Origin of the sequence: Pseudomonas baltica, assembly GCF_031880315.1 — a bacterium.
Lineage (GTDB): Bacteria > Pseudomonadota > Gammaproteobacteria > Pseudomonadales > Pseudomonadaceae > Aquipseudomonas.
The window spans coordinates 5,166,622-5,187,649 of record NZ_CP134771.1; the positions used below are offsets into that span (position 1 = coordinate 5,166,622).

Consider the following 21,028-nt stretch of genomic DNA (forward strand, 5'->3'; position numbering starts at 1 on the left):
AATGTCGCTGGCGGACCACTGGGGCACACTCTCCTCGCTACAGGTCACTGCGCCTGTCACTCCATCGCCTGGCGTTCGCCATGCTTGTCGAGCTTGTACTGGATCGCTACCGCCGGAGCTTTGGTGCTCTTGCCGGTTTCCATCCAGCTGCGCATGCGCGCGGCATCGGCGAAGTGGGTGTATTTGCCGAAGGCATCGAGGATCACCATCGCCACTGGCCGCCCGGCCATGCTGGTCACCAGCACCAGACAGTGGCCGGCTTCGTTGGTGAAGCCGGTCTTGGTCAGCTTGATATCCCAGTTGCTCTTGTTCAGCAGGTGATCGGTGTTGTGGAAACCCAGGGTGTAGTTGGGCTTCCTGAAGGCCACGGTCTTTTCCCGGGTGGTACTCAAGTCGCTGAGCATCGGGTAGCGACGTGCGGCGATCAACAACTTGCTCAGGTCACGTGCGGTCGACACGTTGTGGATCGACAGCCCGGTCGGCTCCACGTAATGGGTGTGGTCCATGCCCAGCGAGCGCGCCTTGGCGTTCATGGCGGCGATGAACGCGCTGTAGCCACCTGGATAGTGATGAGCCAGGGTCGCTGCCGCGCGGTTTTCAGACGACATCAGGGCAATCAGCATCATGTCATGGCGGTTGAGCGTGCTGCCCAGCTTGACCCGCGAGAATACGCCGCGCATTTCCGGGGTCTGGCTAATGTCGACGGTCAGGTCTTCGGTCATCGACTGCTTGGCGTCGAGGACCACCATGGCGGTCATCAGCTTGGTCACGGAGGCGATCGGCAGGACCTGGTCGGCTTTGCTCTGGTAGATGACCTTGCTGGTCTGCAAGTCCACCAGCAAGGCACTGCCCGAGGCCAGGTGCAATTGCGCGGGGTCGCGCTGCAGGGAAGCTTCGGTGGCGAGGGCATTCGACGTCACGGCAGCGCCTGTCAGAACCAGCAACAGGCTCAGAATCGAAAGAGATTTTTTCACGTGTAGCGCTCACCTGGAAAAAGTGGGTAATAACAGCAAATGGTTCTGCGTTTCCGGAGCTGATTGCATGAACGGGCTCTGCCCGCGAAGCCCGGAGAGCTTCACGTGCAGAACCCGCTCCTGCAAGGTTCATCGTTGGCGCAAAAAATAGGGTGGTAAAAAACCGTTACATTTTATGAGTATGGCCCCACAACTGTCGATTGGCTGTAGAAGTTAAATCTTTTTCATTGAAAACCAAGACAATTGCCGTTTGCAGGGGCCTCGAAGCGTCAATATCGGTAGGCGCTGGCCATAAAAAACCCCGCACTAGGCGGGGCTATGGGTGAGCAGCGGGCCGGAGCGCTCCCCGGCTCGCTGATTACCAGCGTGGTGGGCCGTAGTAGCCGCGCGGGGCGTAGTAGCCCGGTGGTGGCGGCGGTGGTGCATAGTAGACCGGCGCTGGCTGGTAATAGACCGGCTGTGGTGGCGCCTGTACATACACCGGTTGCGGGGCGACATACACCGGGCGCTGTTCGACATACACGGGTGCAGGTCGGGTAGCCACTACTGCACCGACGACCGCTGCGCCGAGTACAGCACCCAATACACCTGCGCCTGCACCGCCGCCGCCCCAGCCGCCGCCACCCCAATGACCACCATACGGGTGTGCAGAGGCTTGGCCGGCGGCAGCGAGAGCGCCGACCAACAAGGCAATTTTGGGAAGATGACGAATCATGATGGTTCCTCGTATTACGACCTGGCGCTTAAGCTCTCTGTGAGTTCAAGGTCCGCCGTACAAACTATGACAGTAAAATTGTAAAAAATTGCGAAAGGGAACGGTAAATATTGTGTAAGGTCCAACGCCGCTCCCGCTGAGCTGGCGAATCCCCACACAGGAGTATTAGATGTCGACACCACCCAACAAGGACACAGTGCTGTGCATATCGCTCGCCGGACGGCCCGGTACTTTCGGCGTGCGCTTCCACAACCATCTTTATCAACAGTTGGGCCTCAACTACTACTACAAGGCCATGACCACCACGGATCTGCCCGCAGCTGTGGGCGGTATCCGCGCGCTGGGCATCCGTGGTTGCGGCGTATCGATGCCGTTCAAGGAAGCCTGTATCCCTTTGGTCGATGAAATGGACCAGTCGGCAGCGGCGATCCAGTCCATCAATACCCTGGTCAATACCGACGGACGGCTCAAGGCTTACAACACCGACTATATTGCAATTCGTCAGTTGATCGACCGTCACAATCTGGACCCTGACACCTCCTTTGCCTTGCGCGGCAGTGGCGGCATGGCCAAGGCGGTGGCGTCGGCGTTTCGTGATGCGGGCTTCAAGCGCGGGACACTCATTGCCCGTAACACTCAAACCGGACCGGCGCTGGCGCGCAGTTGTGGCTATGACTGGCGGCACGAGTTGGGGCAGTTGCGCCCGCAGATGTTGATCAATGTCACGCCGGTGGGCATGAGTGGTGGGCCGCAGGTCAATGACCTGGCGTTTCCCCGTGACGCGGTCGAGGCTGCGCAAGCAGTATTCGACGTCGTCGCCTTGCCTGCGCAGACACCGCTGGTGTTGCTGGGGCAGGCGCTCGGCAAGCAGGTGGTTACCGGGCTTGAGGTGATTGCCATCCAGGCGTTGGAGCAATTTGTGCTGTACACCGGCGTTCGTCCCAGTGACGAGCAGGTGCGGCTGGCCACGGAGTTCGCGCGGGCGCAGTGAGCCCTGTGGGCGCTGAAAACCGTGTGGAAACGAGCTCTGCCCGTGAAGTCTCGAGACGCTTCGCGGGCAGAGCTCGCTCCACAAGGACAGCCAATGATCAGCCTTCCAGTCGTGCCAGCCGCTCTTCAAGGGCGGCAATACGCGCTTCCAGTTCGTCGATCCGCTCAATGGCCGCCGCGCTAGCCTGCGCGCGTTCCGGGGTGCCTTGGCGCGCGGCCAGCACGGCTTCGATGTCCGCAGGGTCGCCCAGTGCGTGGCAATAGCGGTCCTCGCGTTGCCCCGCCTGGCGCGGTATCAGCACCGCGAGCCCGCGGCCGATCAAGCGTTCGAGCTGGTGCACTACTTGTTCAGTATCTTCGAAGTCATGCAGGCGGTTGCTGCGCGTCAGCAGTTCGCTGACCGTCTGCGGGCCCCGCAGAAACATCAGGCCCATCAGCGTCAATTGCGCAGGCACCAGCTCCAGCGCCTTGTCGAGCCGCTGCTCCCAGCGATCGGCGCGGCTGCCCATGACCAGGCGGGTCATGCCCCGGCCTTCGAGTGCACGCAGGCTTTGCCCGACCTGTCCCTGGGTCAGTTGCATGACGGGCTCGCGGCTGGTCTTCTGATTGCAGGCCAATACCAGCGCATTGAGCGTCAGCGGATAGGTTTCCGGGTTGCTGGCCTGCTTTTCTATCAGCGAGCCCAGAACACGAATTTCAGTACGGTCGAGCTCAATGGTCGTGGTTGCGGTATCGTGTTCGGCGGACATAGCGCGGTTCCTATGCAGTAATGCCCACAGCCTAGGGCCTGACCCCGATAAAATACAAGCGGGGCGGGCGTTTACGTGATTCTCTCGACCTTTCAGGATGCCCCATGACGATCTCCCTTTACGCTGCCTCGATTCCTGTCTTCAAGCAACTGCTCACCGCCCTGGGCGATGTGCTCAACAAGGCCGAAGCCCACGCTACCGCGCGCAAGATCGAGCCCGACGCGCTGTTGCAGGCGCGCCTCTACCCGGACATGTTCCCGCTGATCCGTCAGGTGCAGATCGCCGTCGACTTCGCCAAAGGCGTCTCTGCGCGTCTGGCGGGTGTCGAGGTGCCATCGTTCAGCGATGACGACAAGACCTTCGCTGACCTGCAAGCCAAACTGGCCCAGGTGCTGGGCTTCATCAATGGTCTGGATGCCGCATTGATCGACGGCCAGGAAGCTCGGGAAATCATCACCCGCCCTGGTACCGACAAAGAGAAACGCTTCACCGGCCAAAGCTACCTGCTGAGCTACGGCTTGCCGCAGTTCTTCTTCCACGTCACCACTGCCTACGCCATCCTGCGCCACAACGGCGTCGAGATCGGCAAGCGCGATTTCATGGGCGCGTTCTAAGTCAGCATCAAGGGGTGAATAGCTCGCGGCGCGCGCCCTCGGTGATGGCGACGATGCCGGGGTGTTTCACCTTGCGGTCTACGGCAATCGCGTAAAAGGATTCCGTGACCGCATCGGTGTGGCCGATGAGGCGCACGTTGAGGGTGTGACAGACCTCCTCGGCGATTACGCTGGGGGCGATGAACACCCCGCTGCCCGATTGCCCGAAAGCTTGCATCAACGCGCTGTCGTCGAACTCCCCGACAATGCGCGGGTGCACCCGCTGGTCGCCGAACCAGCGGTCCAGGCGGTTGCGTACCACGGTTTCGGCTCCGGGAATCAGCAGCGGCGCACCCTGCAGACAAGCAGGGAAGTCACCCGCGTACTGCGCGACCAAGGCTGGTGTGGCGAAAAAGCTGATACCGCATTCGCCCAGCTTCTGACTGTATCCTTTAATGTCCAGGTGTGCCGGCATGGGGCGGTCGGAAATCACCAGATCCAGGCGCTGGATAGCCAGGTCGGCCAGCAGGCGCTCAAGCTTGTCCTCGCGGCAGGTAATGCGCAGCGGTTCAGCCAACTCCATGGTGGGCGCCAACAAGCGATAGACGATCGATTTGGGCACTACATCGGCGACACCCACGCGAAACAGAATCGGCTGCTCCTTGGGTTGCGCGCGCAGCAGCGCTTCCAGTTCGTTACCCAGTTGAAACATCTGCTCGGCATAGGGTAGGGCCTGGCGCCCGGTATCGGTCAATTCCAGGTGCCGGCCGACTTTCTTGAACAGCTCGGTACCAAACGTTTGCTCCAGCAGGCTGATCTGGCCGCTGATGGTCTGCGGGGTAAGGTTGAGCTGCTCGCAGGCGCGCACGATGCTGCCCGTCTTGGCGACGACCCAGAAGTAATGCAGTTGGCGATAGTTGAGCATCGGAGATTCCGGCGACAGTTCGGTATCCTCGAAGTATAGCGCTTGAAAATACGAATTTTCCTGAATATTCATGCTCATTAGACTGCGTCCTCATCGACCCCCGACATGAGTGCGCATCCGCATGGAATATCTACTTGAACTGGCCACGAGCCCCGCTGCCTGGATTGCTTTGGCCACCCTGGTGGTCATGGAAATCGTATTGGGCATCGACAACCTGATCTTTATCTCGATCCTCACCAACAAGTTGCCCGTGGAGCACCGCACCAAGGCGCGCCGCGTCGGCATCGGCATGGCGCTGATCCTGCGCCTGGGCCTGTTGAGCACCGTGGCCTTTATCGTCCAACTGACGGAGCCGGTGATCGAGGTGCTGGGTCAGGCGTTTTCGTGGAAGGACATGATCCTGATTGCCGGTGGCCTGTTCCTGTTGTGGAAGGCCACGACCGAGATCCATCACAGCGTGGACCCAGTGGCGCAGCAAGAAGCGCATGTGTCGTCCAAGGTGACCATGGGCTTTGCCGCAGCGATCGGACAGATCCTGATGCTCGACCTGGTGTTCTCGATCGACAGCATCGTCACGGCTGTAGGCATGACTCAGCATTTGCCGATCATGATCATCGCAGTGGTTGTGGCGGTATTGGTGATGTTGCTGGCATCGGAACCTTTGGCCCGGTTCATCAATGACAACCCGACCGTGGTGATGTTGGCGCTTGGCTTTTTGATCATGATCGGCATGACGCTGATCGCCGAAGGCTTCGGTGCCCATGTGCCCAAGGGCTACATTTATTGCGCCATGGGCTTCTCGGCTGCTATCGAATGCCTGAACATCTGGGCCCGCAAGGCTCGCGTGCGCAAAGAGCAGAAGCTCGCCAGCGCTTGATCAACAGCGGGTGGGCTAGCCCCGAAAAATCTGTCGGCCACCAGTCATCTAAGGGATTGCTGGTTTTCGGGGCCAATCCCCCTCGCTACACGCATCGGCGGGGAATCATCAATGCAAATGGGCCACCTGGTGCCGTGGCTCCCGCTGCGGTCGTGCTTTGAGCTGCAGGCGGGTAACAGGGTGGTGGTGACGGCGGCTGACGCGCAGCACTCCCCACAACATGGCACCGGCTACGGCCAGCCAGGCGCTGATCAACATCAGAATTGTCACTGTCGGGCTCATAAGGGCCTCCTTTGGCCAAACAAACGCGTGCGCTTGTTATAGATGACATTCTAGGCCAGCCCGTGTTTCAGTCCATTGACCAATGGTATGGGGCGCCTGCATTCATATCGGCACAACCTTTAACGGCGAGACACTGTACCGACGGGCGGCGGCCTTCTATGATCAGTGTTCCGCTCGGGCCCTTAGCCGCCCGGCACCCCCATGGATAGAGAGCGCCAGATGTCGTCGGGATCCACGCACAGCACTTCGTTTTACGCACCCTTGTTGACCCTTCTCGTCCTGATCGGCGCCCTCGGTGGTTGCACTAGCACGCCTGCGCCGGGCATGTCCGGCTTGCCGGATCGGGTCGAGCTCAATAGCGTGCCGTATTTCCGCGGCAAGGCTAACCACAGCGGAGCAATGGCCTTGGCTGCGTTGTTGCGCCAGCAAGGTGTAGAGATCACCCCAGGGCTGCTCGACAAGCCGCTGCACCTGCCGGAACAGGCCGACCAGCTCCAGGTCTCGACCCAGAGGGTCGCGCGTGAATACGGCATGGTGGTATATCCGCTCGACGGCAACCTGCGCGCGTTGCTGGCCCAGGTTGCGGCCGGCTACCCGGTACTGGTGCGTTACACCGAAGGCTCGCTGTTCTGGTCCGAACCGCGCTATGCAGTCCTGGTGGGCTATGACCGCTTCAAAGATAACCTGGTCCTGCGCTCTGCCGAGGAGCGCCGCAAGCTGATGAAATTCTCCGGCTTCGAATCCAAATGGCGCGATGCCGGCAGCTGGGCCGTGCTGATCCAGCGGCCGACGCAACTGCCCGCCGAAGTGGATCGTCAGCGCTGGTTGACGGCGGCCGACGAGTTGGCCAGGACCGGCCAGGAAAGCGAGGCCGCGAAGGCGGTAAAGGCCATCGCCGGTCATTAAGCCAAAGTTGTCGACTCAGACCCCGAACTTGTCCCGCAGGCTGTAATACCAGGCGCCCAAGGCCGTCAACGGCGTGCGCAGCAACTGGCCGCCCGGGAATGGGTAGTGGGGCAGGCCGGCGAAGGCGTCGAAGCGTTCGGCCTGGCCGCGCAGTGCTTCGGCGAGCACCTTGCCCGCCAGGTGTGTATAGGTCACGCCATGGCCGCTGCAGCCCTGCGAATAATATATGTTGTCGCCCAGCCGCCCCACCTGGGGCAGCCTCGACAGGGTCAGCAAGAAGTTGCCGGTCCAGGCATAGTCGATCTTGACGTCCTTGAGCTGCGGGAATGACTTGAGCATTTTCGGCCTGACGATTGCCTCGATATTGGCTGGGTCACGGGCGCCGTACACCACGCCACCACCGAAGATCAGGCGCTTGTCGGCGCTGAGGCGATAGTAGTCGAGGAGGTAGTTGCAGTCCTCGACGCAGTAGTCCTGGGGCAGCAAGCTGCGGGCCAGTTCGTCCGAGAGTGGCGCCGTGGTGATCACTTGTGTGCCGCAGGGCATGGACTTGGCCGCCAGTTCAGGGACCAGATTACCCAGATAGGCATTGCCAGCGACGATGACGAATTTCGCTCGCACCTGGCCGCTGGCCGTGTGCACCACCGGGTTAGCGCCACGGTCGATGCGCAGCGCTGCGGATTGTTCGAAGATACGCCCGCCCAATGATTCCACAGCAGCGGCCTCGCCGAGGGCCAGGTTGAGCGGATGGATATGGCCGCCGCTCATGTCCAGCAGGCCGCCGATGTATTGCTCGCAATTCACGCTGGCGCGAATGCGCTGTTGATCGAGCAGCTCCAGTTGGGTGTTGCCGTAGCGTTCCCACAAACGCTTCTGGGCTTGCAGATGGTCCATCTGCTTGGCGGTCAGTGCGGCGAAGATCCCGCCGTCCTTGAGATCGCACTCGATGTTGTAGCGCGCCACGCGGTCGCGAATGATACGTCCCCCCTCGAACGCCATATCGCCCAAGAGTTGCGCCTGGCTGGCACCGACGGTCTTCTCGATGACATCGATGTCGCGGCTGTAACTGTTGACGATCTGCCCGCCATTGCGCCCCGATGCGCCAAAGCCTACCCGCGCGGCTTCGAGCACCGTGACCGAAAAGCCATGCTCCAGCAAAAACAGCGCACTGGACAGCCCGGTATAGCCTGCACCGATGATGCATACATCGGTTTCGAGCTGCTCTTGCAGGGGGGGACGTGCAGGGGCGGGCTTGGCCGAGGCCGCGTAGTAGGACTGGGGATAGGGGGTGTTCGTCATCCTGCAACCTCTGTTCTATATTTTTTACGAGTGCACCGATGCTACCTGAGATAAAAATCGACGACCACCGGGGGAGCCGTACCGCTGCACGGAACGACCTAAAAAATACGCTTATTCATAGGCTTAGCCTAAAAAAACGAGTTGACAGCAGCGCACAGATCCGTAGAATGCCGCCTCACAGCAGGCACGTAGCTCAGTTGGTTAGAGCACCACCTTGACATGGTGGGGGTCGTTGGTTCGAGTCCAATCGCGCCTACCAAACAAAATCCGCTCTGCTGGGCGGTGAAAAAAGGGCGACCCGAAAGGGCCGCCCTTTTTTGTCGTGCGCATTTTGTCCTGCACGGGCAGGAGCACGCTCCCACCCGCAGCGGTCAATCCAGTTCGTTGAGCTGGCGATACTCGTCCCAGTCCATGCCCAGCGCCTCGGCCACTTCCTGATGCACCTCCAGGCGCATGGCCTTGAGTTCCTCAGGCGACTCGGCGACCAGCTCCAGCACCAGTTCCCACGGCTCCTGGCCCTGTTCCTGGGCAGCATCTTCCAGCGCCCACAGCGTCTGCTCCTTTTGTTCCTTTTCGCTCAGAACCTGGATTTCCTCGCGCAGATCGGGGTGCTGCTCGAGAAATCTTTCGAGGGCGATAGCTTGGCGCTGCTGCTTGGGGATCATGCGGGTCTCTCAGGTGTTGGAAGGTCTCGATGGGAAATGATGCCACAGCGCAGCGCCCCGGTTCGAATCCGATGGTGATAAAATCGCCGCTTTATTTTTCCGGGAGAGGGCGTGTGCGCAGATTGACGGCAGTAGCGGCGATGGTGCTGATGGCAGGGTGCGGCAGTGATGTCTCGACGTCCAGCAAGGCCGTGTCCCAACTCCTGGAAAACCCGGCTACGGCCAGGTACACCAATGTCCGCGTCACGCCTGAGGGTAATGTCTGCGGGCAGGTCAAGAGCAAGGACGCTTCCGGCAACTTCGGCGGCTTCCAGAGTTACGTAGCGTTGAAAACCGCCGATGGCTTCAAGGCTATTCTCGACAAGGACGGCAACAACGCCGAGGTTCAGGCCGCCTGCGGGCCTTCGTTGCGACCCGCCCCCGTGGTCGCGGGTAGTGGCACTGCGGCCGGTTGGGAAGTGCAGATCGTGCAAGGCAGCAACATGGGCGCCTTGAGCGACATGACCTCGCGCCTGGTCGAACATGGCTTCATGGCCAGCATTGCCCAGCGCGATGGCGTGACTCAGGTGTACCTCGGGCCCTTCGCCGACAAGGCCGAAGCGGATGCCAAGCGCGCTGAATTGATGGCCTCCCAAGGCATCGAGTCGGTGGTCGTGGCGCACCAGGCGGTCCCTGCCCAATAAGGCTGATTGTGCTGCTGGCGCAGAAGCGGCCCGGTTCTTGAAAGGGATAGAGTTCTGGAACCAGCATCAACCGGCGTGCCCGATCAAGCGGTCATTGACCGCCATCGGCGCGCCCGCTGACGGCCACTGTCGATGTCGTTTGCGCTGATTTGATGCGGTCACTCACCACCTGCGAGGTGAAAATGGCTGCCTACAACCTTCGACAACTGAAATATTTCATCACCACGGTCGAATGCGGCAGTGTGGCCGAGGCCTCACGCAAGCTTTATATCGCTCAGCCGTCGATTTCTACCGCAGTGAAGCATCTGGAAGAAAGTTTCGGGGTCCAGCTGTTCATCCGCCACCATGCCCAGGGTGTGACACTGACTCCGGGAGGCGCGCGTTTCTACCGCAAGGCCCTGGAGCTGCTGCGGGTCGCCCATGAGTTCGAGCAGAACGCCCTGGCCGACAACGAAGTCGTCGGCGGGCAGATCGACATCGGTTGCTTCGAGACCGTAGCGCCGCTGTACCTGCCGCGCCTGATCGCCGGTTTTCGCGATCGCTGGCCGGGAGTGGAAATCCGCATCCGCGACGGTGAACAGCAGGAGCTGGTCCAGGCGCTGACGTCCGGCAGTATCGATCTGGCAATGCTCTACGAGCATGATCTGGACAGCACCATCGACACGGTACCGCTGATGGCACCGCAACAGCCCTACGCCTTGTTGCCCGAGGGGCATCGTTTTGCCCGGCAGGCCAAGGTGTCGTTGAGCGATCTGGTGCTTGAGCCCATGGTATTGCTGGATGTCTTGCCAAGCCGCAACTACTTCGTGAGTATTTTCGAGGAGCGTGGGCTGACCCCGAACATCCAGTTCAGCTCACCGTCGATCGAGATGGTGCGCGGTATGGTCGGCTGCGGATTCGGCTTCTCGATCCTGGTGACCCGCCCACACTCGCCCTATACCTACGATGGGCACAAGCTGGTCTGCGTGCCCTTGGCCGAGCGGGTCACCAGCTCGGGCCTGTCGGCGGCCTGGCTGCGTCGCGGGCAATTGACCAAGCCGGCGCAGTTGTTCGTCGATCACTGCCGCGAGGTGCTGGCACCCAAGGTGGCCGAGCCCGTCCTGCTGGCTTGATGGCCTGATGGCTCATTTATCGCCAGGCACGCCGTAGCTCGGGGCTTTGGCCGGGTCGAGAGCACGCAGGATGTAATCGTCCATTTGCGGGCGATACGCCGCCCAGAGCAGGGCCAGTTGGCCGATGGGATCCTGCGCCGCCCAGTCGATGCGCAGATCGACGATGGGCCAGGTCAATTCCCCCACCACCACTAACGCCGCCGAATGCACCGGGCCGGCTTCGCCACCCGCAGCGAGTGCCGCTTGCAGCGCCGCCAGTAGCCGATCCGCCAGTTGCCCGCCGGTGGTCTCGAAGCCATGCACCAACGCCTCGATCACCGACGCACTGGCCAGCAGGTTACCGGCGCCCACGCACTGCTCGCCCGCCAACGCGCGATGGGTGCCCAGGGTTTCGCTGCCGGTGAAATGCGCGGTGCGGCCCAGATGATCGATGGCCGACAGCTGTCGGAACGGGTTGAAGCCATTGTGGATTAGCGTGCGCTCCAGTGCCAGTGTCGGCTCCAGGCCAAACTCCATGTGTTCGAGCACTTGCGGACCTAGCGCCGGCAAGGTGATGTTCTGCGTCACCACGGCGCCCACACCCGGCCGCAGCCAAGGGCAGCGAGCGCCTACGGCAATGGAGGAGGAGCTGATCGCAATGCCCAACTGACCGGTTTCGGCGCAACGGCCGACGATTGAGAACGTCATCCAGGTTTTCTCTGTTCGCCAGGTGTGCCGTTATCGTGTCCATAGGCGGTGGCGGGCGAAACGAGCTTTTTTGTAGTGCTTGCCACGCTAAAAGGTCGTTAGCGATGAGGGCGGGCTAGCAAAGCTTTTTCCTGCCTTGGGACCATAAAAAACCTACTTTCGCTATCCCCGTTCTCTCAACAGCATGCAGCGACCAGCCACATTTCTGTAGGTATAGCCAACGCCAGGCCAGCACGGGAGAAATGATATTGAGCACGCTGACCCAGCTACCGCACGCATCGCCAGGCCAAGCCCCTGTCCAGTCCGTCAACGGCGCAGCGGTCAAGCTTCGAGTCGAGGGCCTGGGCAAGCGCTATGGCAATATCGACGCCTTGCATGCCCTCGACCTGCAAGTGCGCAGCGGCGAATTGCTGACCCTGCTCGGGGCTTCGGGCTCCGGCAAGACCACACTCTTGCAGATCATCAGCGGCCTGGTCGCGCCCACCAGCGGCCGAATCCTGATCGATGATCGCGACCAGACCCACGCCCCGGCGCACCAGCGCGACATCGGCGTGGTATTCCAGAATTACGCGCTGTTCCCGCACCTGACCGTCGCCCAGAACGTCGGCTTTGCCCTGGACATGCGCGCAGTCTCGCGCAATGAAGCGCAACGGCGCATCAGCGAGGCGCTGACCATGGTCGGCCTCGATTCCATGCATCAGCGTTTCCCGCGCGAACTGTCCGGCGGCCAGCAACAACGGGTCGCGCTGGCCCGCTGCTTCATCTACAAGCCTTCGCTGATCCTGATGGACGAACCGCTGTCTGCGCTGGATCGCAAGCTGCGTGAAACCATGCAGATGGAGATCAAGCGTCTGCACCGCGAAACCGGCTCGACGATCATTTTCGTCACCCACGATCAGGACGAAGCGCTGGCGCTGTCTGACCGCATCTGCATGATGCACAACGGTCGCATCGAGCAGATCGATGATCCGCAGACGATGTACGAGCGCCCGCGCACCCTCGCCGTGGCGCGCTTCATCGGTATTTCCAACGTGCTGGAAGGCAAGGTGCTGCCCGGCAATCGCCTCGACGGCGCCGATGGCAACGTCGCACTGCCCGAGGGCCATGGCGCGCAGGCGAACCAGTCCGGCGCGCTGGTGATCCGCCCCGAACACCTGCATGCAGTGGCCGCCGAGCAGGGCGCCTTGCAGGGGCAAGTCGTCGACTCGGTGTACGCGGGCGTCGAGACCCGTGTGGTGGTACGCCTGGCTTCAGGCAATTTGTTGGTCGTGCGCCGTTCGGGCGGCGATGCGCCATTGACGATCGGCAGTCGAATCGGTCTCGAATGGCTCGCGCAGCACGCTCGCTTTCTTCCCGCGTAAGGCCGTCGTTGTCGCCTGCGTTGGCTTTATCAGCCTGCCAAATCATTCGAAAGTCTATTTATTCGGGGAAGCAGTGATGTCAGATGCCAAGAGTTTTTCGCGCCGCAATGTGATCAAGGGGGCCGGCGTCGCGACCGCCGGCGTGGCGCTTTCCAGCATGTGGAGCGGTAATCGCGCGTTTGGCGCCGAGACCATCACCGTGGCAGACGTTGGCGGCTCGGTCGGCCCGACCCTGCGCAAGGCGTTTTATGATCCCTTTGAAAAGGAAACCGGCATCAAGGTGATCAGCGTCGCCCATGACTCCGATCCGGTGACCCAGTTCAAGCTGCTCGTCGATGCCAAGACCTACATCTGGGACGTCAGCATGGTGACCCAGGACCACGTGGCGCGCCTGACTTCGCCCAAGAACTACCTCGCCGACCTGAATATTCCTGCCGGCAAAGGCCAGGATGTGCTGCCGGGCATGCTCAAGAGCAACTGGCTGGGCTTCTCGGTGTTCGGCATCATCATGGCCTACAACACCAAGACCTACGCGGGCAAAACGCCGGCCACCTGGGCCGATTATTGGGATACCAAGCAGTTTCCGGGGCGCCGCGGCCTGTACAAGAGCCCTTGGGGGACCCTGGAAATGGCCTTGCTCGCCGATGGCGTGGCCGGTAAGGATCTTTACCCGCTGGATGTCGATCGCGCGTTCAAGAAGCTTGACCAGATTCGCGATGATGTCTCCGTCTGGTGGTCCGCCGGCGCGCAGAATACGCAGATCCTGCAAAGTGGCGAAGTCGACATCGCCGATACCTGGACCTCCCGTGGCTACGCCGCCAAGGTCTCCGGCGCTCCTGTGAACATGGTGTTTCAAGGCCTCTATTCGGTAGATGGCTGGTCGATCCCGGTGGGCACCCCCAAGCTCGACCTGGCGCGCAAGTTCGTCGAATTCTGCATGCGTCCCGAGCAGCAGGCGGTGTATTCGTCGCTCAGTGCCAATGGCCCGAGCAACAAGCGCGCGTTCGAATTCATGACCCCTGAGCAGGCCGCCGTCCTGCCCAGCTCCCCGGACAACCTCAAGCACCTCACCGAATTGGATTCCACCTGGTGGGGCAGCAACTACGACGCCGTCGTTGCACGCTTTCAGGAATGGATGCTGGGTTGATCCCGGCGTCATCGCCACACGTCCACTGACTCCAGGAACCTGTACATGAGCACCACTCGACACATGGCCTTGGCCACCCTGATCCAGGGGACCGGCGCCCATCCGGCCTCGTGGCTGCAGACCGGTACGCCGGACGATGCTTCCACCAGCATCGAGCATTTCATCTCCATGGCGCAGCTCGCCGAGCGTGGCTGTTTCGACATCTTCTTCATCGCCGACACCCCCGCTGCGCGCACCGACAATCTGTACGCCTGGAAGCGCTTTCCGTTCTTCATGAACGTGTTCGAACCCATTACCCTGCTGTCGGCGCTGGCAGTGGCGACCAAGCACATCGGCCTGGGTGCCACGGCTTCAACCAGCTTCATGGAGCCCTACAACCTGGCGCGCCAATTCGCTTCCCTCGATCACCTCAGCCACGGCCGCGCGGCCTGGAACGTGGTCACCAGCGCCAATGACTACGCGGCGCGCAACTTCGGCCTCGACAAGCTGCCGCCCCACGCTGAACGCTATGATAAGGCCAAGGAATTCATGGAAGTGGTCGAGGCGCTCTGGGACACCTGGGAAGACGATGCCTTCGTCCATGACAAGGCCAATGTCCTGAACTTCCTGCCTGAAAAACAACACGCGGTGCACCACGACGGCAAGTACTTCAATGTCCACGGTGCGCTTAACATCGCCCGCGCACCGCAGGGCAAGCCGGTCATCATCCAGGCCGGTGCTTCGGAAACCGGCAAGGACTTCGCGGCGAAAACCGCTGAAGTGGTATTCGCCTCCGATCCGACCGTGGAAAAGGGCAAGGTCTTCTACGACGATCTCAAGAGCCGGGTAGTCAAGTTCGGGCGTTCTCCTGACGAACTGAAGATTCTCACCGGTCTGTCGGTGGTCATCGGCGCGACCCCTGAAGAGGCAGAAGCCAAGTACCAGCACCTGCAAAACATGATTCATCCCGACGTCGGCCGCATGCGCCTGGCCCAGGACCTGGAAACCGATCTGTCCGATCTGCCGCTGGACGAGCCGATTCCGGAAGAGCGCATCCCGGCGACGTCGAATTTCCATCGCGCATACTTCGATTACATCGTCAACATGATCCGCGTTGAGAAGCTGACCCTTAGGGAAATGTGCATGCGCTACGAGCGTGGCAACGTGACCTTCCGTGGGACCGCCGTGCAGGTGGCCGATCACATGCAGGAATGGCTCGACGGCGGTGCGGCGGACGGCTTCATGATGATTTTCCATACCATGCCGGGCGGCATGCAGGACTTCGTCGAGCAGGTCGTGCCCTTGCTGCAGGAGCGCGGGCTGATGAAGCGCGAATACACCGGCAAGACCCTGCGTGACCACCTGGGCCTGGCGCGGCCTGCCAATCGGCACGTTTGAATCCACCTGCAGGAGGTCGCTATGACTGAGCTGGCGATACAAACCGTAGGGTCCAAGGCCCCTCGGGCACCCTGGCATGCGTTGAGCGCGATCTGGCTGGTAGTCCCGGGCGTGGTGTTTCTCGCGGCATTTCTACTGTATCCATCGTTCCAGTTGCTGGTGGTCAGTCTTCAGGATCCACGCAGCGGCGCATGGACCCTGGCCGCGTTCCACAAGGTGTTCGCCGGTGGTGTGTATACCCGCACGCTGGGCGTGACGTTTTCAATCGCCTTGCAAACCACCTTCTGGTGCATGCTTGCGGGCTATCCGCTGGCGTACTGGCTGGCCCGCATGAGCCCCAGGCGGCAGCGGATATCGGCGTTGTTCGTGCTGCTGCCGTTCTGGACCAGCGCGCTGGTGAAGAACTTTGCCTGGCTGGTGTTTCTAGGGCGCAACGGTGTGGTCAACGATTTGCTGGCGGTCATGGGATTTACCCATGGCGAGCTGTTGTTTCAGCGTGCCACCGTAGTGTTTTCGATGATTCATACTCTGTTGCCGCTGGCCGTGGTGGTGATGCTGCCGATCATGAATCAAATCGATCGACAGCTGAGTCAGGCAGCGGATACGTTAGGAGCCAGCGCACCGCAACGCTTCTGGCGGATCTATCTGCCGTTGTCGATGCCGGGGGTGGCGGCGGCCGGTTTGCTGGTGTTCATCAGCGCGCTGGGTTTTTTCATTGCTCCAACCTTGCTGGGTGGGGCGAAGGACACCATGCTCAGTCAGTTGATCATCGTGCAGATCAATCAACTGCAGAACTGGCAGATGGGCGCGGCCATCGCGGTGATGCTGGTACTGGCAGCGCTGGCCACTTGCTTCATCTATGACCGGACTTTCGGCCTGTCGACCTTGTCCGGTGCTTCCAGTGACCGCCATCAGCGTGACGGCCTGACGCGCCGACTGGGGCTTGGGTTGGCGGCGACCATGGGTAATCTGTGCGACGGCCTGGCGCGGGCCTGGTTGCGGCTGTTCGGCGCACGCGACGCGGGCTGGATCCTGTCGAGCTATGCCTGGTTGGTCATGGCGGTCCTGATCGTGCCGATCCTGGCCTTTGTGCCTATGGCCTTCACTTCATCGAATTTCCTCACCTTCCCGCCGTCAGGCCTGAGCTTCAAGTGGTTCGCTCAATACCTGCAGTCGCCGCTGTGGGTGGGGGCGACCCTGCGCTCGTTCGGTATCGGCATCGTTACCGCGCTGATCACGGTAATGCTCGCCACCCTGGCGGCGTTCGGCCTGGCCCGTAGCCGCAGTCGCCTGGGTGGCGTGGCGTTTCTGCTGTTCATGACGCCGATGATCGTGCCACCTATGGTCATCTCGGTGTCGCTGTTTTATTTGTTCGCGCACATGTCACTGGTCGCCACCAATCTGGGGATCATCATCGGACACACCGTGATTGCCTTGCCCATGGCCTTCGTGGTGTTACTGGCGACGTTCAAGCACTATGACTGGCGTCTCGATCAGGCTGCCGCTACTCTGGGCGCCGCGCCGTGGCGAGTGTTCTGCAAGGTGACGTTGCCGTTGATCAAGGGTGGGCTGTTCGCCGGCCTGGTGACGGCGTTCCTGCAATCGTTCGAAGAACTGACCGTGGCGATGTTCATCGGCGGCGGGCTCAAGACCACGCTGCCCAAGCAAATGTGGGACGATATCCTGCTGCAGGTGACGCCGACGCTCGCTGCCGCTTCGGTGGTGGTACTGTTGATCGTCTGTGTGCTGTTCTCCCTCATGGAATATTTCCGTCCTGCCGATCATCAAGCGAGTGCATCGTGACTGAACAACTGATTGAAACCCCACAGGTAGCCATCGCTACCTTTCGTGATGCCATGGCCCGCCTGGGAGCTGCCGTGCACGTGGTCACCAGCAATGGGTCGGCCGGGGAAACCGGTTTTACCGCTACGGCGGTGTGCAGCGTGACCGATACGCCGCCGACTTTGGTGGTGTGCCTGAACCGCAATGCCTCGGCGTATGCCGCTGTGGTGCAGAACGGCGTGCTGTGCGTCAACACCCTGGCATCGCAGCAGCAGGAGATCTCGCAGGTATTCGGGGGCAAGACATCCATGGCCGAGCGCTTCGCCAAAGGGCAGTGGACCACCTTGCAGACCGGATCACCGGTACTGCACGGAGCCATTGCCAATTTCGACTGTCGGATAGTGCAGACCTTGCAGGTGGGTACTCATGACCTGTTGATCTGTGAGGCAGTGGCGATCCTCTGCGAGGCCGATTCACCCGGCCTGCTGTACGTGGACCGCAACTATCATGCGGGGCCTGCCGGTCAGTGAGCGTGCTTGCTGCCCCCGGACTTGGTCGGCTCGGCTCTGGGCTTTGACCTGGCGGCGGCAGCGCGTTGGCGCTTCTCGTGGGCGATACAGCCATCCAGGTAGGTCTTGCTGACCACGGCAGGTTTGACGCGGCTTTTGCTGGCAAACGTCTGGTTAGTGATGCCCACCTCCATTTTGCTCATCGCGGGATTGGGGTATTTTTTCTCCAGCAAGTGCTTGCGTGTGCTGTAAAGCGTCTTGCCACTGAGTTTTGCCTGCTGCGCCTGAGCGGCGATACCCGCCCCCCATTTGCACAGTTTGAGATCGGCAGGGGCGATGTCCTTCGCTTCGGCTGAAGCCATGGCCCCTAGGCACAACAGCGTTGCGCCCAGCAATACTGTAAAACGCATGCATCCCTCCTAGTTTTTTCCGACCGCCAGAGTATTGGTGAACTGCGCTTGCATAAAGATCGGCGCGTGGTCCGACACGGTCTTGCGCGCTTTCTCGTGGGTCATGCCAAGGAACGCCGGGTAGTTGAAGATCTGCGTACTCTTCACTTTGATCGGGCTGTCGTTGGCAACGATGATGTTGTCGTACAGATTGGCGAACTTGCCATCCTTGACCGATAGCGTGCTGGCGCCGTCAGTGACCAGTGGCGAAGCGCGGGTGCGGATATCAGCCCAGGCCGGCGATATGGGTTTGGTGTTGAAGTCGCCCATCAACAGAATTGCTGGCTTTTTGGTATAGGTCTGGCCGAGCCAGTCCCAGTAGTCACCCAAGGCGGTAATTTCCTTGGAGCGGTCCTTGGTGGATTTGCCGTAGACGATATGCACGGTGGCGGCAACGAACGCGCTTTTATCCGCCGTGGATTTGAAGCGGGCCGAGAAGGGCTCTCGGGCGAACAGATCGCGACGGTCAATGTAAGTGGTCGCGCCGTCCAGGTAGGTCACTGCACTGTCGCGCCAGACGAAACCGTACATTTCCTTGTATGAACTGCGCCCCGAGGCATCCGACGCGAGCATCGACCATTTCTCGTGGGTGACTTGCTCCAGGGCATTCTTGAGGGCGAGCAGGCCCTCCTCACTCATTACTTCCTGGACCGCGAGAAAGTCCACGTGCTGGGCGACCTTGGCAATACTGGGGATGTCCTTGTTGGGGCGGACACTGAGATGCTCGAGGTTCCAGGTGCCGATTCGTACATCGGCGAAGGCTTGGGCAGACAGGGTCAGCAGCATCAGCGCTGCCAGGAAAATCTTTTTCATGGTTATCCGAAAAGCGGGAGGGTATTGACGGGCCGTATCGTTGAAGGCGTGTTTCAGTCTTCCTTGGGAACGGTCCAGAACAGCTGTACACCGCCGTCATCGCGGTGGGCGAGGGTGACGTTGTCGTTTTCAGCGATCTCTTCCAGCAGGTTGCCCCAGTCGTCGTCGGACTCTTGCGGTAGCTTGAAGATCAGCGCGCTTTTGGATTTTTGCGCGTTGGTGCCGTTGATGATTTTTTGTATGCGGGTGCCCATGACTGCAAAAGAGCTGAGAGCGGGGGCTGCAGAAGTTTTCGCCACGAAGCGGCTCCTTGGGTTGCTGTATGTGCATACAGTATTTCACTGCAGAACTTTTCGCAACAGGGAGGAGGGCAAGAAGCGCTTCAGACAGCGATTTTGCAATTTTGCTGCAGGAGTTGGGAAAAAAATACAGGGTGAACAAGGAGATAGGGAAAATCGAGGAGTAGCGCCTGGCGCTCGCATGGGCGGGCGCCAGATGGCGGGAGGGCTCAGCTCGCGTGAGAGACTTCACCCGAGGTTTGGGTGTGGGACACGTGCTGTTGGGCGAAATAACGTTCGAAGTGCTTGCCGACGAACAAGTGCGCGGCCTCGATACCAAGCTCACGAATCAGCAGGTCGATACCGATGATCGCCAGTTCTTCGGGGTTGCCCGGGCTGTAGTTGGACTGCCCCTGAGGCCACGTCGCATCGATTCGGGAGTGTATGGTTACGTTTGCCATGGGGTTCTCGCAGTGCCTGCTGTGCGTGGCGGTGCCTTGTGGCCGAGGCCTTGGGGCGCTGGGTGGCGTGGCGCGGCCATGCCGATCCGATGGGTGCAGTAAACCATTTTGCGCAAGGTTTCGCACCTGCACGTGGGCATCACGCCGACGACATGCCACACTTGGGGCTTTTTGAATTCAGGAAAACTGTCGTGCAGATCGATCTCAAAGAGCCTGACCAATTTACCGAGTCGGCGGTCCGTCTATTGATCGCCAGCGGCCAGGATTCGGTGCACAACCAGCTGCGGGTCAGTTCGGCGGGGATGGCCTATCTTTCTGTCGATGCGATAGGTGGGGCGGCGATCGAAGGATTGTGCTTTCGCTTTGAGACCTGGTCGGCGGGGTCCGGCTGTGTCGGTGAGGTTGCGGCGTGTGATGAGGTATGGGTGCGGCAGATCTTCAACGCGCTGCGTGAGCACTGGACCAATCCCGGGCAAGACTACATCGATGTCTATTGAGTTCTTGCGGGGTTGGTAAACATCCTGACACGATTGCGCCGTCATGCAAGGCGTCTATCTCGGGCAAAATTGGGGCCTTTTGCAACATGACGGCAGTGATGTTGTCGCACGAAAGGCAAATTTCACTCTAGGAGGCTTCATGCCCTGCATGCGCGTTTCATCCCTTCCCTTGCTCGCGGTACTGGCGTTGGCTGGCTGCTCTACCGGGGGGGCCGACAAGTCGCCGGTTGCCGATCCTGCATCCGCGCCGGTCGTAGCGACTGATGGCCGCTGCGATTCCGACCTGGCAAAATTCGCCGTGGGCCAGATGGCCAGTTCGGCTTTGCTGCAACAGGCTCAGCAACGCTCGGGAGCGCAAACGGCACGTATTCTTCGGCCTGGGGACATCATGACTTTGGAGTATCGCTCGGAGCGCTTGAATCTCAATGTCGACGCTCAGGGCGTGGTGGCACGCGTCAACTGCGGTTGATCGAAAGACCGGCCCTGGAAGAGTTTTAGGTAAATTACAAGCATAAAAAAACCCGTCCGAAGACGGGTTTTTTCAGTTTCGGGGAGATTACTCGCCGCGAACCTGAGCAGCCTGCATACCTTTCTGACCTTTCTCGGCCACGAAGGAAACAGTCTGGCCTTCTTTCAGGCTTTTGAAACCGTCGGATTCGATAGCTTTGAAATGAACGAACAGGTCGTCACCGCCACCTTGAGGAGTGATGAAGCCGAAGCCTTTCTCATCGTTGAACCACTTTACGGTGCCGGTTTGGCGATTAGACATGGTGAATCTCCAAGAAACATAATATTCAGTAGTGCTGTGCTGCTCAGGCCAACTGGGCACACCGAGCTATCATAGTCTAAATGCCGGCTGTGTAGCTCCCTGAATGCAGTATTTGCGAAGCGTAATCA

At 60.5% G+C, this 21,028-nt stretch carries 26 protein-coding genes and 1 tRNA gene; 14 read left to right on the forward strand and 13 right to left on the reverse strand.

Features of this window, described 5'->3' with window-relative positions; translation table 11 throughout:
• Positions 1-56: 56 nt before the first annotated feature.
• Both pbpG and REH34_RS23310 read right to left on the reverse strand, forming a co-directional pair.
• Positions 57-974: a D-alanyl-D-alanine endopeptidase gene (gene pbpG / locus REH34_RS23305; protein WP_226503601.1), complete on the reverse strand. Its 918-nt coding sequence runs from the start codon at positions 972-974 to the stop codon at positions 57-59.
• 358 nt (positions 975-1,332) lie between these two features.
• On the reverse strand, positions 1,333-1,689 hold the full coding sequence (locus REH34_RS23310) for a hypothetical protein (RefSeq protein ID WP_226503602.1): 357 nt from the start codon (positions 1,687-1,689) through the stop codon (positions 1,333-1,335).
• Between the two features lie 169 nt (positions 1,690-1,858).
• Between REH34_RS23310 and REH34_RS23315 the strand changes: the two genes are divergently transcribed.
• The gene (locus tag REH34_RS23315; RefSeq protein ID WP_311969295.1) at positions 1,859-2,680 is read left to right on the forward strand and encodes a shikimate 5-dehydrogenase; all 822 of its coding nucleotides are present in this window, start codon (positions 1,859-1,861) and stop codon (positions 2,678-2,680) included.
• 97 nt (positions 2,681-2,777) lie between these two features.
• Here the strand turns inward: REH34_RS23315 and REH34_RS23320 are convergent, their stop codons facing one another.
• On the reverse strand, positions 2,778-3,428 hold the full coding sequence (locus REH34_RS23320; protein ID WP_226503604.1) for a YceH family protein: 651 nt from the start codon (positions 3,426-3,428) through the stop codon (positions 2,778-2,780).
• Positions 3,429-3,532: 104 nt separating this feature from the next.
• Here REH34_RS23320 and REH34_RS23325 point away from each other — a divergent pair, with 104 nt between their 5' ends.
• Positions 3,533-4,042: a DUF1993 family protein gene (locus tag REH34_RS23325; protein WP_226503605.1), complete on the forward strand. Its 510-nt coding sequence runs from the start codon at positions 3,533-3,535 to the stop codon at positions 4,040-4,042.
• A gap of 7 nt (positions 4,043-4,049) precedes the next feature.
• On the opposite strand, the gene nhaR is transcribed toward REH34_RS23325, so the two are convergent.
• The gene (gene nhaR / locus REH34_RS23330; RefSeq protein WP_311972143.1) at positions 4,050-4,946 is read right to left on the reverse strand and encodes a transcriptional activator NhaR; all 897 of its coding nucleotides are present in this window, start codon (positions 4,944-4,946) and stop codon (positions 4,050-4,052) included.
• Positions 4,947-5,067: 121 nt separating this feature from the next.
• Here nhaR and REH34_RS23335 point away from each other — a divergent pair, with 121 nt between their 5' ends.
• A complete protein-coding gene (locus REH34_RS23335) occupies positions 5,068-5,823 on the forward strand; it encodes a TerC family protein (RefSeq protein WP_226503606.1) in 756 nt (251 codons plus the stop codon).
• Between the two features lie 108 nt (positions 5,824-5,931).
• Here the strand turns inward: REH34_RS23335 and REH34_RS23340 are convergent, their stop codons facing one another.
• The gene (locus tag REH34_RS23340; RefSeq protein WP_311969296.1) at positions 5,932-6,105 is read right to left on the reverse strand and encodes a hypothetical protein; all 174 of its coding nucleotides are present in this window, start codon (positions 6,103-6,105) and stop codon (positions 5,932-5,934) included.
• A 219-nt stretch (positions 6,106-6,324) separates the two neighbouring features.
• Between REH34_RS23340 and REH34_RS23345 the strand changes: the two genes are divergently transcribed.
• Entirely contained in the window at positions 6,325-7,011 is a 687-nt protein-coding gene (locus tag REH34_RS23345) for a peptidase C39 family protein (RefSeq protein WP_409373164.1), read from the forward strand.
• A 15-nt stretch (positions 7,012-7,026) separates the two neighbouring features.
• Here the strand turns inward: REH34_RS23345 and REH34_RS23350 are convergent, their stop codons facing one another.
• Entirely contained in the window at positions 7,027-8,310 is a 1,284-nt protein-coding gene (locus REH34_RS23350) for an FAD-binding oxidoreductase (RefSeq protein WP_311969297.1), read from the reverse strand.
• 182 nt (positions 8,311-8,492) lie between these two features.
• Here REH34_RS23350 and REH34_RS23355 point away from each other — a divergent pair.
• Positions 8,493-8,569: transfer RNA gene (locus REH34_RS23355), tRNA-Val, on the forward strand.
• 112 nt (positions 8,570-8,681) lie between these two features.
• On the opposite strand, the gene REH34_RS23360 is transcribed toward REH34_RS23355, so the two are convergent.
• Positions 8,682-8,975, reverse strand: a complete 294-nt coding sequence (locus REH34_RS23360; RefSeq protein WP_226503609.1) for a DUF6388 family protein — start codon at positions 8,973-8,975, stop codon at positions 8,682-8,684.
• A gap of 113 nt (positions 8,976-9,088) precedes the next feature.
• Between REH34_RS23360 and REH34_RS23365 the strand changes: the two genes are divergently transcribed.
• Together REH34_RS23365 and REH34_RS23370 are read left to right on the forward strand one after the other, a co-directional pair.
• Positions 9,089-9,658 (forward strand): SPOR domain-containing protein, encoded by a 570-nt coding sequence (locus REH34_RS23365; RefSeq protein WP_311969298.1) that lies wholly within the window; start codon positions 9,089-9,091, stop codon positions 9,656-9,658.
• A 182-nt stretch (positions 9,659-9,840) separates the two neighbouring features.
• Positions 9,841-10,770: a LysR family transcriptional regulator gene (locus tag REH34_RS23370; RefSeq protein ID WP_311969299.1), complete on the forward strand. Its 930-nt coding sequence runs from the start codon at positions 9,841-9,843 to the stop codon at positions 10,768-10,770.
• Between the two features lie 12 nt (positions 10,771-10,782).
• Here the strand turns inward: REH34_RS23370 and REH34_RS23375 are convergent, their stop codons facing one another.
• A complete protein-coding gene (locus REH34_RS23375) occupies positions 10,783-11,457 on the reverse strand; it encodes a DUF1028 domain-containing protein (protein ID WP_311969300.1) in 675 nt (224 codons plus the stop codon).
• Between the two features lie 248 nt (positions 11,458-11,705).
• On the opposite strand from REH34_RS23375, the gene REH34_RS23380 reads away from it, so the two are divergent.
• The 5 genes from REH34_RS23380 (at position 11,706) to REH34_RS23400 (ending at position 17,654) form a co-directional block, all read left to right on the forward strand.
• On the forward strand, positions 11,706-12,818 hold the full coding sequence (locus REH34_RS23380; protein ID WP_409373165.1) for an ABC transporter ATP-binding protein: 1,113 nt from the start codon (positions 11,706-11,708) through the stop codon (positions 12,816-12,818).
• A gap of 76 nt (positions 12,819-12,894) precedes the next feature.
• Positions 12,895-13,965 (forward strand): extracellular solute-binding protein, encoded by a 1,071-nt coding sequence (locus tag REH34_RS23385; protein ID WP_311969301.1) that lies wholly within the window; start codon positions 12,895-12,897, stop codon positions 13,963-13,965.
• A 45-nt stretch (positions 13,966-14,010) separates the two neighbouring features.
• Entirely contained in the window at positions 14,011-15,342 is a 1,332-nt protein-coding gene (locus REH34_RS23390) for an LLM class flavin-dependent oxidoreductase (protein WP_311969302.1), read from the forward strand.
• A 21-nt stretch (positions 15,343-15,363) separates the two neighbouring features.
• Entirely contained in the window at positions 15,364-17,145 is a 1,782-nt protein-coding gene (locus REH34_RS23395; protein ID WP_311969303.1) for an ABC transporter permease subunit, read from the forward strand.
• Between the two features lie 53 nt (positions 17,146-17,198).
• The gene (locus tag REH34_RS23400) at positions 17,199-17,654 is read left to right on the forward strand and encodes a flavin reductase (protein WP_311972145.1); all 456 of its coding nucleotides are present in this window, start codon (positions 17,199-17,201) and stop codon (positions 17,652-17,654) included.
• Here the strand turns inward: REH34_RS23400 and REH34_RS23405 are convergent.
• The 4 genes from REH34_RS23405 to REH34_RS23420 all read right to left on the reverse strand — a co-directional run bounded on the left by REH34_RS23405 (position 17,648) and on the right by REH34_RS23420 (position 19,634).
• Entirely contained in the window at positions 17,648-18,043 is a 396-nt protein-coding gene (locus tag REH34_RS23405; RefSeq protein WP_311969304.1) for a hypothetical protein, read from the reverse strand. The genes REH34_RS23400 and REH34_RS23405 overlap by 7 nt on opposite strands.
• Positions 18,044-18,052: 9 nt before the next feature.
• A complete protein-coding gene (locus tag REH34_RS23410) occupies positions 18,053-18,895 on the reverse strand; it encodes an endonuclease/exonuclease/phosphatase family protein (RefSeq protein WP_311969305.1) in 843 nt (280 codons plus the stop codon).
• A 53-nt stretch (positions 18,896-18,948) separates the two neighbouring features.
• A complete protein-coding gene (locus REH34_RS23415) occupies positions 18,949-19,149 on the reverse strand; it encodes a DUF1654 domain-containing protein (protein WP_226503708.1) in 201 nt (66 codons plus the stop codon).
• Between the two features lie 254 nt (positions 19,150-19,403).
• The gene (locus REH34_RS23420) at positions 19,404-19,634 is read right to left on the reverse strand and encodes a hypothetical protein (RefSeq protein ID WP_311969306.1); all 231 of its coding nucleotides are present in this window, start codon (positions 19,632-19,634) and stop codon (positions 19,404-19,406) included.
• A gap of 191 nt (positions 19,635-19,825) precedes the next feature.
• Here REH34_RS23420 and REH34_RS23425 point away from each other — a divergent pair, with 191 nt between their 5' ends.
• Positions 19,826-20,131 carry a hypothetical protein gene (locus tag REH34_RS23425; RefSeq protein ID WP_226503709.1) on the forward strand — a complete coding sequence of 102 codons (306 nt, stop codon included), beginning with the start codon at positions 19,826-19,828 and terminating at the stop codon, positions 20,129-20,131.
• A gap of 139 nt (positions 20,132-20,270) precedes the next feature.
• Complete coding sequence (locus tag REH34_RS23430; RefSeq protein ID WP_409373166.1) at positions 20,271-20,600, forward strand: I78 family peptidase inhibitor; 330 nt, start codon at positions 20,271-20,273, stop codon at positions 20,598-20,600.
• An 87-nt stretch (positions 20,601-20,687) separates the two neighbouring features.
• Here REH34_RS23430 and REH34_RS23435 read toward each other — a convergent pair whose 3' ends face one another.
• Positions 20,688-20,900, reverse strand: a complete 213-nt coding sequence (locus tag REH34_RS23435) for a cold-shock protein (protein ID WP_003234260.1) — start codon at positions 20,898-20,900, stop codon at positions 20,688-20,690.
• Positions 20,901-21,028 lie beyond the last annotated feature (128 nt).

What these genes read in the sequence shown, in the direction of transcription:
- REH34_RS23405 (WP_311969304.1), bottom strand. Translation starts at nt 18,043, where the DNA reads ATGCGTTTTACAGTATTGCTGGGCGCAACGCTGTTGTGCCTAGGGGCC.
- REH34_RS23395 (WP_311969303.1), top strand. Translation starts at nt 15,364, where the DNA reads ATGACTGAGCTGGCGATACAAACCGTAGGGTCCAAGGCCCCTCGGGCA.
- REH34_RS23340 (WP_311969296.1), bottom strand. Translation starts at nt 6,105, where the DNA reads ATGAGCCCGACAGTGACAATTCTGATGTTGATCAGCGCCTGGCTGGCC.
- REH34_RS23430 (WP_409373166.1), top strand. Translation starts at nt 20,271, where the DNA reads ATGCCCTGCATGCGCGTTTCATCCCTTCCCTTGCTCGCGGTACTGGCG.
- REH34_RS23390 (WP_311969302.1), top strand. Translation starts at nt 14,011, where the DNA reads ATGAGCACCACTCGACACATGGCCTTGGCCACCCTGATCCAGGGGACC.
- nhaR (WP_311972143.1), bottom strand. Translation starts at nt 4,946, where the DNA reads ATGCTCAACTATCGCCAACTGCATTACTTCTGGGTCGTCGCCAAGACG.
- REH34_RS23360 (WP_226503609.1), bottom strand. Translation starts at nt 8,975, where the DNA reads ATGATCCCCAAGCAGCAGCGCCAAGCTATCGCCCTCGAAAGATTTCTC.
- REH34_RS23410 (WP_311969305.1), bottom strand. Translation starts at nt 18,895, where the DNA reads ATGAAAAAGATTTTCCTGGCAGCGCTGATGCTGCTGACCCTGTCTGCC.
- REH34_RS23370 (WP_311969299.1), top strand. Translation starts at nt 9,841, where the DNA reads ATGGCTGCCTACAACCTTCGACAACTGAAATATTTCATCACCACGGTC.
- REH34_RS23415 (WP_226503708.1), bottom strand. Translation starts at nt 19,149, where the DNA reads ATGGGCACCCGCATACAAAAAATCATCAACGGCACCAACGCGCAAAAA.
- REH34_RS23315 (WP_311969295.1), top strand. Translation starts at nt 1,859, where the DNA reads ATGTCGACACCACCCAACAAGGACACAGTGCTGTGCATATCGCTCGCC.
- REH34_RS23325 (WP_226503605.1), top strand. Translation starts at nt 3,533, where the DNA reads ATGACGATCTCCCTTTACGCTGCCTCGATTCCTGTCTTCAAGCAACTG.
- REH34_RS23375 (WP_311969300.1), bottom strand. Translation starts at nt 11,457, where the DNA reads ATGACGTTCTCAATCGTCGGCCGTTGCGCCGAAACCGGTCAGTTGGGC.
- REH34_RS23385 (WP_311969301.1), top strand. Translation starts at nt 12,895, where the DNA reads ATGTCAGATGCCAAGAGTTTTTCGCGCCGCAATGTGATCAAGGGGGCC.
- REH34_RS23400 (WP_311972145.1), top strand. Translation starts at nt 17,199, where the DNA reads ATGGCCCGCCTGGGAGCTGCCGTGCACGTGGTCACCAGCAATGGGTCG.
- REH34_RS23350 (WP_311969297.1), bottom strand. Translation starts at nt 8,310, where the DNA reads ATGACGAACACCCCCTATCCCCAGTCCTACTACGCGGCCTCGGCCAAG.
- REH34_RS23335 (WP_226503606.1), top strand. Translation starts at nt 5,068, where the DNA reads ATGGAATATCTACTTGAACTGGCCACGAGCCCCGCTGCCTGGATTGCT.
- REH34_RS23310 (WP_226503602.1), bottom strand. Translation starts at nt 1,689, where the DNA reads ATGATTCGTCATCTTCCCAAAATTGCCTTGTTGGTCGGCGCTCTCGCT.
- REH34_RS23420 (WP_311969306.1), bottom strand. Translation starts at nt 19,634, where the DNA reads ATGGCAAACGTAACCATACACTCCCGAATCGATGCGACGTGGCCTCAG.
- REH34_RS23345 (WP_409373164.1), top strand. Translation starts at nt 6,325, where the DNA reads ATGTCGTCGGGATCCACGCACAGCACTTCGTTTTACGCACCCTTGTTG.
- REH34_RS23435 (WP_003234260.1), bottom strand. Translation starts at nt 20,900, where the DNA reads ATGTCTAATCGCCAAACCGGCACCGTAAAGTGGTTCAACGATGAGAAA.
- REH34_RS23320 (WP_226503604.1), bottom strand. Translation starts at nt 3,428, where the DNA reads ATGTCCGCCGAACACGATACCGCAACCACGACCATTGAGCTCGACCGT.